Raw genomic sequence first — 12561 nt, 5'->3', positions numbered from 1 at the left:
CAAGCCGCAGCGCGGAGCGCGGTCAGAGCGCAGCGCGGCAGACCGCTCCCGCCGTCAGCGTCCGTAGGGGCAGGCCGGGCGGCCGCAGGACACGGCGGAGCGGGGAGCGACATAGGCGCCGCATTCCGGACATTTCTCCATATCCTCCGCCTCCATGGCGGGGGTGTGCGTACCGGAGTCGCGCGCAGAGGCGCCAGCGGCATCGCGCCGTCCATCCGGGCGGCGGGCGGCGGTGCGGGCGCGGCCGATCTCCTGAACGCGGTTGACCCAGCGCCAGCCGTACCAGACCGCGCCGATCACCAGCGCAAGGAGAATAATCTTGGACAAGGATATCATCGCCGGCAACCCGTCTGATCTCCCGGGCATTCAGCCCGCGGGTGACGGGAAGTCAAGAGAATAGGGTGGGGACGGAAAAGGCGGGACCGCCGCAAAGGGGAGGCGGCGGTCCCGTCCGGCCGCGTTACTTGGCCGCGACCGCCGGGCGCCAGCTGTAGACCGGAACGACGCCGTAGGTGCGGGTCATGTCGGCCTGCCGCACGCTGCGCACCAGCACTTCCGCACCGGTCGCGACGCGGATGTCGGTGCCGAGCAGGCCGCAATCCTCCGGCACGATGTTGATGCACTGGGTGGCGTCGACCCGGGTCAGCACGATGTCGAAGGGCAGGCCGTTGCGGGCATAGACGCCGAGCAGCCCGGGGGCGGAGGTTGCCGTGCGCAGCGTGACGACCCCGGCCGGCAGCGCGCGGTCGCTGGGCGCGGTCGGGCGCTGGTTGTGGCTTTCGTCCCACACGGGCTGGCCCGAGGAATCCAGCTTCGACTGGGCTGCGGCGCCGCCGCTGAAGCCGGTGAGGGCCAAGGTTGCGCCGCTCATCGCCGTCAGGGCCAGAACCGCCATCCGAAACCGCGACATCGTCGTACTCCGTTCTTGTGTCCGTTCTTCTTGTCCCCCACGGTCGCGGGACCGGGAGGCGCGCTACTATATGGGATGCCGGAGGCGCCGCCACCCTAGCCCAGAACGCCTAGGGTTTTCCGCTTAGATGAAGGGGTAGTACCGACAGTTCGCTCTGGACGGACGGCTGATGCCTGTGAATTATGATTCGTCCATGCGTTGTTTGTCACGGGGCTGCTATGTGTCTTCGGTTGTCGGTTATCCTCGATCTGCGCGCGACGCCAAGGATCCTCATAAGGCATATTCCCGGCCTGGGTTGGCCCTTTTCCCGGTGCTTTCCATTCGGCGATGGTGGCATCCATGGGTGAACCGGTGCTGGAAACCGCGCGCCTGATCCTTCGGCCCACGCGCGCGGAGGACTTCGACGCATGGGCTGCGATGATGACCGATCCCCAGGCGACCGTCTTCATAGGCGGCCTGCAGTCGCGGTCCGTGGCGTGGCGTGGATTCGTCGGCATGGCCGGTGCCTGGGCGATCCAGGGCTTCGGCATGTTTTCGGTGATCGAGAAGGCCAGCGGCCGGTGGGTGGGACGGGTCGGCCCATGGGTGCCGGAAGGCTGGCCGGTGACGGAGGTCGGCTGGGTTCTTCCGCGCGAATGCTGGGGGCGCGGCTATGCGATGGAAAGTGCCGTCGCGGCCATCGACTGGGTGTTCGACCATCTCGGCTGGACCGAGGTCGTCCATTCGATCCACCCGGACAATGCCGCCTCCCAGGCCGTGGCGCGCCGTCTCGGTTCCCGGATCCGCGGGTCGGGCCTTCTGCCTGAACCGATGGTCCCCGCCGAGGCCGATTTCTGGCGCCAGACGCGGGAGGAGTGGTTCGGCGACGGTCGCGCCCAGGCAGTCCGGTCGCTGCAGCGCCGGACCTGCTGATCGGAAAGCCTGTCGGTAGCAATATTCCCGAGCAACGCAACTTTTTAACTTGTTCGAGACTGAGTCTTCACAGTACCGTCGTCATGCCCGCTGGACCCGACCGGCATGAATGATGGAGGCGATGAACATGGCCGACTCGACGGCTCTCGATCTCTTGAAGTCCCTCGCTACCGACCATGGCTTTCGCAGCCAGCTGCAATCTCTCGACGCACGGGGGAAGCGCGATCTTCTCCAGCGTTGCGGCTTCGGAACGCTGACGGCGTCCGACATGCGCACGGCCGCAGCGAACGCCTTCGGCGCGCAAGCGGAGGCTGCCGTTTCCCACCTCGTTCCGAGCGCAGGCGTGGTGAACGCCGTTGCCGCCAGCGCGTCCGCGATCGAGACCGCTGACGGCCGGGCGCTGGCTCCGCTGCCTGTGGCGATGAGCGCGTCCGCGATCGAGACCGCTGATGGCCGTGCGCTGGCGCCGACGCTTGTGGCGATGAGCGCGTCCGCAATCGAGACCGCTGATGGCTATGCGCTGGCTCCGCTGCCGGTGGCGATGAGCGCGTCTGCGATCGAGACCGCTGACGGCCGGGCGTTGGCTCCGACGCATGTCGCTGCCAGCGCGTCAGCGATTGAAACCGTCGATGCTCATGTGATGGCGTCGTTCAACGCGAACTTCAGCCATGCATCGGCCTCTGCTTATCAGAAGGCCGCCTGAATCCAGGGGCGGTAGTGGATGGGCTGGCTGAAGCAATGTCGAGTTGCTCCAGTCAGCCTGCCGCTTTCGTATTTGCGTAGTGCGGCTGTTGTTCAACACAATCCGATTGATGCGTCGTGTTTTCTTCGCGGATTGGCGGAGTTTCCGTCACATGCCGCACCAGCCGCCCAATATTAAATTTGTGCGCGATTTGTCGGAAGCTGCAGGATTTTGGTAGAAATTTGCCCGATTGCCTATGCTATTGGTTTAGCCGTTGCTCAACGATAGTAACAATCATATTGGCAGTCCCGTTGCAGGAGGGGCCAAATGGCCAGCGAACAGGCTCTTGACCTTATAAAGCGTCTCGCCACCGATGGCGGATTTAGGGATCAGTTGAACACGTCGGATATTGCCGGCAAGCACGCCCTTCTTGCGCAGGGCGGTTTCGCCGGAGTAACGGCGGAGGATGTGCGCTCTGCCGCGGCCGAGGCATTCGGCAATCTGTCGGACGAGACGGGTGTCGCAACCGTCGCTGAATCGATTGCGAATGCAGCGTCGGCTGTTTCGCTGGCGGGCGTTGCGCTTCCGTCCTTTGCCGGCGCGGGCATGGCCGGGCACGCCACTGCAGGTGCTGCCGGCACCGCCGGGTTTGCTGCCGCTGGCGCTCCGTCTCCTGCGGCCGGCGCTGCCGGTACTGCTGGCTTTGCTGCGGCGGGTGCTCCGTCGCCTGCGGCCGGTGCTGCCGGTATGGCTGGCTTCGCTGCGGCCGGTGCTGCCGGTACCGCCGGGTTTGCTGCGGCGGGCGCTCCGTCGCCTGCGGCCAGCGCTGCCGGCACGGCTGGGTTCGCCGCGGCGGGTGCTGCTGGCACGGCCGGGTTTGCTGCAGCCGGTGCTCCGTCTCCTGCGGCCAGCGCTGCCGGCACGGCCGGGTTCGCCGCGGCGGGTGCCGCCGGCACGGCCGGGTTCGCCGCTGCTGGCGCTCCGTCTCCTGCGGCCAGCGCTGCCGGTACGGCTGGGTTCGCCGCGGCGGGTGCTGCTGGCACCGCCGGGTTTGCTGCGGCTGGCGCTCCGTCTCCTGCGGCCAGCGCTGCCGGTACGGCTGGGTTCGCCGCGGCGGGTGCTGCTGGCACCGCCGGGTTTGCTGCGGCCGGTGCTCCGTCTCCTGCGGCCAGCGCTGCCGGCACGGCTGGCTTCGCTGCGGCCGGTGCTCCGTCTCCTGCGGCCAGCGCTGCCGGCACGGCTGGGTTCGCCGCAGCCGGTGCGCCGTCGCCTGCGGTCAGCGCTGCCGGCACGGCTGGGTTCGCCGCTGCTGGCGCTCCGTCGCCCGCGGCCAGTGCTGCCGGCATGGCCGGGTTTGCTGCGGCTGGCGCTCCGTCGCCCGCGGCCAGTGCTGCCGGCATGGCCGGGTTTGCTGCGGCTGGTGCTCCGTCGCCCGCGGCCAGCGCTGCCGGCATGGCCGGCTTCGCCGCGGCGGGTGCTGCTGGCACGGCCGGGTTTGCTGCGGCCGGTGCTCCGTCGCCCGCGGCCAGCGCTGCCGGCGCGGCCAATCCGGCGGCGACCGACGACGACACGCCGATCAAGTCGTGATGTCCAGGGGGCCGGCGTTCCCGTGACGTCCGGCCCCCGCGTCACGCTGGTTCCGCAGAGTTGGCTCTTGCCGACGGCGGCGTGACGATGAATGCTGACGTCCCTATCCGAACCGGCCGCAGCCGAGGGCCAAGACCGCACCCATGCCAGTCAACGCTTCGTTCGATCAAAGCCGCCCGGCATCGCCGCCTCCGGCCGTGCCGCAGTTCGGTGCCTCTCCCGTTCCGAATGGGACGGCGCCTTTCGGCATAAGGTTGGGCGATACCGTCCATCATGCAGCCAAGCGCTTTTTCCTGGGCACTCATCGCACGTCGACGCCGGAAGAGACGCTGGTCCGCATTGCTCCCCATTTCGCGCGCTGCGGAATCACCCGGCTGGCCGATGTCACCGGGCTGGACCGGCTGGGTATCCACACGGTGCTGGGCCACCGTCCCAACAGCCCCACCTTGTCGGGCAGTGCCGGCAAGGGGTTCAGCCTTGCCGCCGCCACCGTGTCGGCCGCGATGGAAGCGATCGAGTTCCACCACGCCGAGACGCTGCAGCTTCATTATCTTGAGGTCAGCTGGAACCAACTGCCCGCCGACGGGCGCATCCCGCTCGACCGGATTCCCGGCACCAAGGGCGGGGCTTTCCGTCCCGACAATCCGGAATTCTGGACCTGGGGCTGGGATCTGATGAACGGACGCCCGGTCGCCGCGCCGTGGACCTCCGTCGGTCTTTACAGCAACCCCGTCGCCCGGCCGGGCCTGCGCAGCTTCTATGCGATGGGGACCAACGGACTGGCCAGCGGCAACCACATCCTCGAGGCGATCGCCGCCGGCCTCTACGAGGTGATCGAGCGCGACTCGGTGGCGTGCTGGCGCTATGCCAGCGACGTACTGCGCATGCAGATGCCCCGGGTGGACCTGTCGACCATCGATGCGCCCTCCGTACGCGATCTGCTGCGCCGGTTCGACGAAGCCGGGATCCGCCCGTTGCTTTACGATGTCACCAATGACATGGGCGTGCCGAGCTATCTGGCGATGGTGTATGACCGGGACGTCCGCAAGACCGGCATGCATCGCGGTTACGGCAGCCATCTGGAGCCGGCGGTCGCCATGTGCCGGGCCCTGACCGAGGCGGTGCAGTCGCGCCTGGTGCTGATCGCGGGATCGCGGGACGACTTTTTCCGCCGCGACCTGATCCGCAACCAGAACGCCGACGGCATGGCGGAAATCGCGGCGCTCGAAAGCGCGCCGTGCAGCGTCGACGGCCGGCGCCATGCGAACCTCTCGACGCCGACTTTCGAGGGCGATATCGCGATACTGCTGGACGTCCTGCGCCGGTCCGGCATCGATCAGGCCCTGGTCTTCGACCTGACCCAGCCGGAGATCGGCATTCCGGTCGTGCGGGTGGTGGTGCCCGGCCTGGAAGGCTATCTCTTCGACTTCTATACCCCGGGCCCGCGCCCCGTGGCCTTCGCCAAGGCATTGCAGGCGCAGTCCGGCCGGGTGGGAGCGGTCGCATGAACAGGATGGGGCGCATGAAGATCTGCGTGTTCCTCGGCCCGACGATGCCGTTGGACGATGCCCGGGCGCTGCTGCCCGACGCGATCTATCTGCCGCCGGCGGCGCAGGCGGACGTTCTCAGCGCGATGACCATTCATCGCCCGGACGTGATCGCCTTGATCGACGGCGTGTTCGGCCAGTCGCTGTCAGTCTGGCACAAGGAGATCCTGTTCGCCCTGCATCAGGGGATCGCAGTCTATGGCGCATCCAGCATGGGCGCGTTGCGGGCGGCGGAATGCCATCCCTTCGGCATGGTGCCGGTGGGCGAGGTGGCGCGTCAGTTCATCGACGGCCGCCTGACCGGCGACGACGAGGTTGCGCTTGCCCACGCCGGACCGGAGGACGGCTATTTCCCGTTGTCGGAGCCGCTGGTGAATCTGCGCGCCAGCATGGCGGCGGCGCTGGCGGCGGGAGTGGTCGACGCCGCCTTGCACGATCGGGTGATCGCTGCGGCAAAGCGGCTCTACTTCACCGACCGCAAGCGCGACCGCATCTGGGCGGATGCCGGGCTGACCGACGCGGAGACGGAGCGGATCGAGGCGTTCCTGGCGGACGGTGCGGTCGACCAGAAGCGCCGCGATGCCGAGGTGCTGCTGAGCCATCTCGCCAGCCTGATCACCCCGCCGCGCCCGGCCCCCTTCACCTTCAACGCGTCGCATGCGTTCAACGTTCTGTACGAGCGCGACCGGCGCGTCGCCCACCGCGGCTACAGCGTGCCGCTGTCGGAAATCGCCAGCCATGCGGCGCTGCACCGTCCGGACTTCGCCCAGATCAACAAGGCGGCGCTCGGCCGGTTGTTGATCATTCAACTGGCGGAGGTGGTCGGCGTGACCGTCGATCAGGCGGCGATCGACGCCGAGGTCTGGCGTTTTTGCAACGCCAGGAAGCTCGGCAGCCCGGAGGCATTGGCCGACTGGTGCCGCCGCAACGACCTGACCGACGCCGAATTCGCCGAACTGATGCATGAGCTGGCGGTTGAGCGGGCGATGATCCGCTGGCTGATCCCCCGCCGCATGATGGCGCGCACGACCAAGCCGGTGCTGAACGAACTGCGCCTGCGCGGGCTGTACGAGGCGACGGCGGAGGAGGCGGCGCTGATCGAACAGGTGATGGCGCTGCATTTCGGCGACAACAGCCAGCAGCCGACCGAGTCGATCGATGAGCTGATCGCCGACCATCTCGCCCACACCAATTGCCGCATGGATGCGCCGGCCGACGTCTGGGCCAATGAGGCCGGCTTCAAGGACGTGCTCGACCTGCGCATCGACCTGATGCGGGCCAAGCAGGTGCGCGATCTGTTCCGCCGTCTGGCCGCCGAGGCGGAGGCGGCGCTTGGCAAGGCCGCGGAGGCCCTGCCCGAAGAGGAGATGCAGGCGTGACCGAGGTGACGATTCGCATACCGACTCCGCTGCGTGGCTTCGTCGGCGGGAAGGATCAGGTGGCGGTTCCGGGCGCCACCGTGCGCGAGGCGCTGGCGGCGCTGACCGCCGGGCAGGAGACGTTCCGCGACCGGCTGTTCACGGCGGAGGGCGAGTTGCGCCGGTTCGTGAACGTCTATCTCGGTCGCGACGACGTGCGGCGCCTGGGTGGGTTGGAGGCAGCGCTGCCGGCCGGCGCCACGCTGACGCTGATGGTCGCCCTGGCGGGTGGTTGAGGAGCAGTCATGAGCCTGAAGGACCGGCGCCTGTCCGACCTGCGCGCCCGCATTCCGGAAATCGCCGCCGCCGAGGCGCTGTCCCTGCAGGCGGGAGGCGCCCTGCTCGTCGATGTCCGCGAGGACGAGGAGACGGCGTCCGGCACGCCGGCCGGGGCGCTGCGCCTGCCGCGCGGTTTCCTGGAGCTGCGCATCGAAGAGGCGGCGCCCGATCCGGTGCGCCCGATCCTGCTGATGTGCGCCGGCGGCACCCGGTCGCTGTTCGCGGCCGAGGATCTGCTGCGGCTGGGCTATGGCGATGTGCGTTCGGTCGCCGGCGGCTTCTCCGCCTGGAAGGCCGCGGGCCTGCCGGTGGAGGTGCCGCCGCGGCTCGACGCCGCCCAGCGCGAGCGCTACCGCCGTCATCTGACCATGCCCGAGGTGGGCGAGGCCGGACAGCACAAGCTGCTGCGCAGCCGCGTCGCCCTGATCGGCGCCGGCGGCCTGGGGTCGCCGATCGCGCTGTATCTGGCGGCCGCCGGCGTCGGCCGGCTGACCTTGATCGACGATGACAGGGTGGAGCGCAGCAATCTGCAACGCCAGATTCTGCATGCCGAAAGCCGGCTGGGGCAGCGCAAGGTGGAGAGCGGACGGACCGCGCTGCTCGACCTGAACCCGACCATCGAGGTGGTGGCCCACGAAGCCCGGCTGGAAGCCGCCAACGTGCTGGACCTGCTCGTCGGCCACGACGTGGTGGTCGACGGGTCCGACAATCTGCCGACGCGCTATCTCGTCAACGATGCCTGCCTGCGGCTGGGCGTGCCGAACGTCTACGGCGCCATCTTCCGGTTCGAAGGGCAGGTCTCGGTGTTCGGCGGTGCCGCACCGGGCGTGCGCCCGTGTTACCGCTGCCTGTTCCCGGAACCGCCGCCGGCCGAATACGCCCCATCCTGTGCCGAGGCCGGCGTGCTGGGCGTGCTGCCCGGCGTGATCGGCACCATCATGGCGGCCGAGACGATCAAGCTTCTGCTGGGGCTGGGGGAACCGATGGCCGGCCGCCTGCTGCTCTATGACGGCCTGCGGGGCGAGTTCAGCGAGATCGCCGTACCGGTCGACCCGCACTGCCCATCCTGCGCCGCCGGCGCGTCATCGGAACTGACCGACATCGCGGCTGTGTGCGGGGCATGAAGGGATTGAGCCGGAATGTCCGGTCAGGCGGCGCTCTTCTGCTCGATGACGCTGTGGACCAGCTTTTTCAGCGCGACGAAATCGACGGGCTTGGTCACCAGATCGGTGGCGCCGATGTCGAGCGCCCGGCGGCGGTTCTCGTTGTCGCCATAGGCGGTGACCATGATGACCGGCACGTCCGGCGAATCGACCCGCAGGCGCTCCAGCAACTCCAGCCCGCTCATGCCCGGCATGTTGATGTCGCTGAGAACGAGCACCGCCTCCGGTTGCAATCCGGAGTTCAGATTTTGCAGCGCTTCCTCGGCGGAAGCGGCGAAGTGAAAGACCAATTCACCACGGCGGAGTTCGGCGCGAAAGCGCTGGCGGAACAGATCCTCGATGTCGGGTTCGTCGTCGACGACAAGAATTCCCAGGGTCATGTCTTTCGGCGCTCCCCTAACGACACCGCGGTCGCTGCACGCGGCAGCGTGATTGTGAATTCGGCGTGGTCGTTCTCGACGCTGGACACGTCGAATCGCCCCCTGTGCTGATGTACCACGATGTCATAGCTCAGCGAAAGGCCTAAGCCGGTCCCTTCCCCGGTCGGTTTGGTGGTGAAGAAGGGCGTGAACAGCTTGTCGAGGACGGCCGGCGGCATGCCGATGCCGTTGTCCCGGATGCGGATCGACACATCGGTCGCGCTTGCGGAGGTTGTGACGTCGACCCGCGGCGCGAAAGTCGGGTCGCCGCAGATCAGTTGGCGTTTCCGGACGGCGTAGAAACTGTTGGTGAACAGGTTGACCAGGACACGCGACACGTCCTGCGGCACCAGCTTCACCTCTCCGGCCACAAGGTCGAAATGCTTCGCCAATATGGCGTTGAAGGCACGATCCTGGGCGCGGAAGGCATGGTAGGACAGGGTCAGCGCCTCTTCGACCAGCGCATTCAGGTCCGTCGCCTGCCACTCGCCACCGCCGCCGCGCGAATGGGCCAGCATGCTTTTGACGATGCCGTCGGCGCGCCGGCCATGGTCGGCAATCTTGCGCAAGTTGCCTTGCAGGCTGCCGGCCAAATCGTTGACATCGATACGCGTGGCATCGTTCAGATGGTCGTTCAGCGGCTCCAGCAACTCCAGAAGCTCGTCCAGCAATTCGCCCGAAAGCTCGGCGAAATTGTTGACGAAGTTCAGCGGGTTCTTCAATTCATGGGCAATTCCGGCAGTCAATTGGCCCAATGCGGCCATCTTTTCCTGCACGATCAGCTGCCGCTGGGTTTCCCGCAGTTCCTTCAGGATCGCTTCGGCACGCTCCTTGGCCTGCCGAAGTTCATCCTCGATGCGTTTGCGGTCGGTGATGTCATGGTGGGTGATGACATAGCCGCCATCGGCCCGTGGCGCGGTGCGGATATCGAGGGTGCGGCCGTTCGGGACACGGCGCTCGGAGTTGAAGACACCCTTGACCAGATAGCGGGAGCACAATTCCGCGACGGTCTCTTCACAGGGAACGTCGCCGTAATCGCCGCGGGCGTGGTTGTAGGTCAAAATCAAGGCAACGGCGGTTCCGGGGGGGAACATGCCGATGGGATAGTCCCACAGCCGATAGAATTCGCTGTTGGCGCCTTCGACATTCAGGTCGCGATCCAGCATCAGAACGCCGTTCGGCATGGCGTCGATCGCCGCCTGCAGCAACTGTTCCTGGTGCGGCAGCTCGGCATTGGCGGCCAGCGGGCGCATCAGGGTCAGCATCTCCATCACCGCCGGCTGTCCGCCCCAGTCCACCGACTCCATGAGTTGGTCGAACCACTGGACGCTGCCGTCGGCGCGGTGCCGCTTGATCCGGCGGACCTGCGACCGGATCAATCCCTTCAGGCAGCGCGTGTAGACATCCTGTTCCGTGTGCCGGTCGTCCTCGGGAACCAGCGTCATGGCGCCCGGCAGCGCCTGGATGCTTTCGGCCGACTCGTATCCAAGCAGGCGGGCGAGGGTGGCGCTGCAATGCAGGATAGTGTCGTTGCTGTGGACGAGCAGGCCGGGCATCGCGGCGACGAGTTGGTCATGGTAGACCCGCCCGAGGTCCAGGGCTTCCTGCACGGACCGGGGCGGCAAAACCTTGAGGTTGGTGAAATCGTCCATGTCCGTTTCAACTCTCCCGTCGCCCGTATCGGTCTTGCGAGGTGGTCATCCAAGCCGTGTCAGGGGGCATCCAGCGGCAGGCGCAGGATCACGGTCGTTCCACGGCCGACTGCGCTGTCGATGTCGATCTCGCCGCCCAGCTTGCCGGTAACGAGATTGAACGCCGCATAAAGCCCCAGTCCCATGCTGCCCGATCCACGCCGGGTGGTGGCGAAGGGCTGGAAAAGCCGCGGCTGGATGTCGTCCGGAATGCCGCGGCCGTTGTCGGACACCACAAGTTCGATTCGCTCGTTGTCGAGCAGCCGGACCGAAACCGTGACCCGGCCCCGGCGGTTCCGGCTGCCGTCCGGCTCCTCCTCCAGTCCATCGGCTCCGCCGTCGGCCATCGCGCCGACGCCTTCCGCGACGGCCGCCGGGGCCGGCTCCGTCTCGAAGGCGTGGGCGAAGGCATTGGTCAGCAGGGCCAGGAGCACCTCGGTCAGCGCGCCGGGATAGGTGTCGAGGGCAATGCCGTCGGGGCAGTCAAGAACCAGCTGGTGCCTGGACGCGGCCGGCTGCACCTGCACCGCCAGCACGATGTCGGACAGATAATCGCGCAGGTCGAAGCGGCTGCGCGGGGAGTTGGCCTTGCCCTCCGTCACCAGCTTCAGGCTCTGGATCAGGGCGGCGGCGCGTTCGATGTTCGCGACCAGAAGCGTCGAAACCTCGCTGGCCGTGCCGATATACTCCTGAAAATCGCTTTTGCGCAGTTGCCCGCCGTTGAAGGTCAGGATGATCGCTTCCGAGGCAGTCTGCAGATGGGTGGCGGCGGTCAGCGCGATGCCGACGGGCGTGTTGATCTCGTGCGCGACCGCCGCGATCAACTGCCCGATCACCGCCATCTTCTCCGCCCGGATCAGGTCGGACTGCATGCGTTCGAGGTCGGCCAGCGCCTGTTCGGCCGAATCCTTGGCACGGCGCAGAGCCTCGGCCTGCACCTTGCGTTCGGTGATGTCATAGAGCCAGACGATGAAGACCGGCTTGCTTTCATAGTTGGTGCGGTCGACGGACATCGCCATCCACACCGTGTGCCCGTCCTCGCGGACGTAATGGATCTCTTCCGACGCCGACTGCGACCCGGCCTCCGACGGCCGTCCCGTCAGCCGGTCCTGGACATGGCGGAACAGGGTGGGGGCGCAGTGATGCTGCAGCGTCTCCGCCGGCACGCCGAACAGGTCGGTGCAGCGCTGGTTGCAGTAGAGCAGCTCGCCGGTTTCGGTGATGATCGCCACGCCGATCGGGCTGCCGTCCAGGACCCGGCGCAGGCGGGCGGCCTGGGCGCGCGACGCCGCCTCCGCCGTCCTGGTTTCCTGCAGCGCGTCGCGCAGCCGGCGCACGGAACGGCAGGCCTCCAGCGTCTTGTGGATGGTGGCTTCCAGATCGGCGAAATCGATGGGCTTGATGATGAAGTCGAAGGCGCCGCGGTTCATCGCCGCGCGGACATTGCCGAGATCGCCGTAGGCCGACACCATCACCGCCCGGATGTCGGCATTCACCTGAGGCAAATGGTCCAGCAGCGTCAGCCCGTCCATGCCCGGCATGTTGATGTCGCTCAGCACCATGTCGATGTCGGGGCGGGCGCGCAGGGTCTCCAGCGCCTCCTTCCCGTCATGGGCGAACAGGAATTCCAGTTCGCCGGCACGTACGGCGCGGCGGAAACGCTGCATGATCAGCGTCTGGACGTCCCGCTCGTCGTCGACAACCAGTATCTTGCCCATCCCGCCTTCCTACCGCCAACCCGCCCGACAGGCGGGCCGCTCCGCCGGACCCGCATGGCGCCCCATAGCGCACCCAGCTCCGCGCAGCCTACCATAAGCGCGCATCGTCCGAACGGGAAGGGCTGTGGCGTATGGCACCCCATCGGTTGTATGCCACTCGGGGGGCGAGCTTGGGCCGGACCGCAAGCGGGAATCCCTTCTTCAATGTGGGGCTTCGATGTGGGGCACGGATATC

General features: G+C 67.4%; 12 protein-coding genes. 7 read left to right on the top strand and 5 right to left on the bottom strand.

The genetic code is table 11. The annotated features are described in order from the left end of the window. Positions 1 to 54: 54 nt before the first annotated feature. Both PWS46_RS10130 and PWS46_RS10125 read right to left on the bottom strand, forming a co-directional pair. Positions 55 to 336 (bottom strand): hypothetical protein, encoded by a 282-nt coding sequence (locus PWS46_RS10130; protein ID WP_434614502.1) that lies wholly within the window; start codon positions 334 to 336, stop codon positions 55 to 57. A 124-nt stretch (positions 337 to 460) separates the two neighbouring features. Then, positions 461 to 910 (bottom strand): hypothetical protein, encoded by a 450-nt coding sequence (locus tag PWS46_RS10125; RefSeq protein ID WP_434614500.1) that lies wholly within the window; start codon positions 908 to 910, stop codon positions 461 to 463. A gap of 339 nt (positions 911 to 1249) precedes the next feature. Here PWS46_RS10125 and PWS46_RS10120 point away from each other — a divergent pair, with 339 nt between their 5' ends. The 7 genes from PWS46_RS10120 to moeB all read left to right on the top strand — a co-directional run bounded on the left by PWS46_RS10120 (position 1250) and on the right by moeB (position 8459). Further along, positions 1250 to 1822: a GNAT family N-acetyltransferase gene (locus PWS46_RS10120; protein ID WP_085090049.1), complete on the top strand. Its 573-nt coding sequence runs from the start codon at positions 1250 to 1252 to the stop codon at positions 1820 to 1822. A gap of 127 nt (positions 1823 to 1949) precedes the next feature. After that, positions 1950 to 2525 (top strand): hypothetical protein, encoded by a 576-nt coding sequence (locus PWS46_RS10115; protein ID WP_143266825.1) that lies wholly within the window; start codon positions 1950 to 1952, stop codon positions 2523 to 2525. 306 nt (positions 2526 to 2831) lie between these two features. Beyond that, positions 2832 to 4091, top strand: coding sequence for a hypothetical protein (locus PWS46_RS10110; RefSeq protein ID WP_434614495.1), 1260 nt, complete (start codon positions 2832 to 2834; stop codon positions 4089 to 4091). A gap of 254 nt (positions 4092 to 4345) precedes the next feature. Then, entirely contained in the window at positions 4346 to 5599 is a 1254-nt protein-coding gene (locus PWS46_RS10105; RefSeq protein WP_434614492.1) for a YcaO-like family protein, read from the top strand. A 14-nt stretch (positions 5600 to 5613) separates the two neighbouring features. Then, entirely contained in the window at positions 5614 to 7017 is a 1404-nt protein-coding gene (locus PWS46_RS10100; RefSeq protein WP_434614489.1) for a TfuA-like protein, read from the top strand. Then, positions 7014 to 7292: a MoaD/ThiS family protein gene (locus tag PWS46_RS10095; RefSeq protein ID WP_434614487.1), complete on the top strand. Its 279-nt coding sequence runs from the start codon at positions 7014 to 7016 to the stop codon at positions 7290 to 7292. The genes PWS46_RS10100 and PWS46_RS10095 overlap by 4 nt, the downstream gene beginning before the upstream one ends. 9 nt (positions 7293 to 7301) lie before the next feature. Beyond that, a complete protein-coding gene (gene moeB / locus PWS46_RS10090; protein WP_434614484.1) occupies positions 7302 to 8459 on the top strand; it encodes a molybdopterin-synthase adenylyltransferase MoeB in 1158 nt (385 codons plus the stop codon). A 23-nt stretch (positions 8460 to 8482) separates the two neighbouring features. Here the strand turns inward: moeB and PWS46_RS10085 are convergent, their stop codons facing one another. Genes PWS46_RS10085 through PWS46_RS10075 form a run of 3 tightly spaced genes read right to left on the bottom strand, consistent with a single transcriptional unit; the run spans position 8483 to position 12326 of the window. Further along, on the bottom strand, positions 8483 to 8878 hold the full coding sequence (locus PWS46_RS10085; RefSeq protein ID WP_085090045.1) for a response regulator: 396 nt from the start codon (positions 8876 to 8878) through the stop codon (positions 8483 to 8485). Continuing rightward, on the bottom strand, positions 8875 to 10569 hold the full coding sequence (locus PWS46_RS10080) for a PAS-domain containing protein (RefSeq protein ID WP_434614481.1): 1695 nt from the start codon (positions 10567 to 10569) through the stop codon (positions 8875 to 8877). Before PWS46_RS10080 ends, PWS46_RS10085 begins: the two co-directional genes overlap by 4 nt. 59 nt (positions 10570 to 10628) lie before the next feature. Beyond that, the gene (locus PWS46_RS10075; protein ID WP_434614478.1) at positions 10629 to 12326 is read right to left on the bottom strand and encodes a response regulator; all 1698 of its coding nucleotides are present in this window, start codon (positions 12324 to 12326) and stop codon (positions 10629 to 10631) included. Positions 12327 to 12561: the final 235 nt, after the last annotated feature.

This window comes from Azospirillum sp. B2RO_4 (assembly GCF_051124815.1).
Taxonomy (GTDB): domain Bacteria; phylum Pseudomonadota; class Alphaproteobacteria; order Azospirillales; family Azospirillaceae; genus Azospirillum.
Note: the sequence above shows the minus strand (reverse complement) of the source record. Positions and strands in the feature narration are given on the sequence as shown.

Excerpts from the sequence above, each read along its gene's own strand:
- PWS46_RS10130 (WP_434614502.1), bottom strand. The coding sequence starts at position 336 with ATGATATCCTTGTCCAAGATTATTCTCCTTGCGCTGGTGATCGGCGCG.
- PWS46_RS10125 (WP_434614500.1), bottom strand. The coding sequence starts at position 910 with ATGTCGCGGTTTCGGATGGCGGTTCTGGCCCTGACGGCGATGAGCGGC.
- PWS46_RS10120 (WP_085090049.1), top strand. The coding sequence starts at position 1,250 with ATGGGTGAACCGGTGCTGGAAACCGCGCGCCTGATCCTTCGGCCCACG.
- PWS46_RS10115 (WP_143266825.1), top strand. The coding sequence starts at position 1,950 with ATGGCCGACTCGACGGCTCTCGATCTCTTGAAGTCCCTCGCTACCGAC.
- PWS46_RS10110 (WP_434614495.1), top strand. The coding sequence starts at position 2,832 with ATGGCCAGCGAACAGGCTCTTGACCTTATAAAGCGTCTCGCCACCGAT.
- PWS46_RS10100 (WP_434614489.1), top strand. The coding sequence starts at position 5,614 with ATGAAGATCTGCGTGTTCCTCGGCCCGACGATGCCGTTGGACGATGCC.
- moeB (WP_434614484.1), top strand. The coding sequence starts at position 7,302 with ATGAGCCTGAAGGACCGGCGCCTGTCCGACCTGCGCGCCCGCATTCCG.
- PWS46_RS10085 (WP_085090045.1), bottom strand. The coding sequence starts at position 8,878 with ATGACCCTGGGAATTCTTGTCGTCGACGACGAACCCGACATCGAGGAT.
- PWS46_RS10080 (WP_434614481.1), bottom strand. The coding sequence starts at position 10,569 with ATGGACGATTTCACCAACCTCAAGGTTTTGCCGCCCCGGTCCGTGCAG.
- PWS46_RS10075 (WP_434614478.1), bottom strand. The coding sequence starts at position 12,326 with ATGGGCAAGATACTGGTTGTCGACGACGAGCGGGACGTCCAGACGCTG.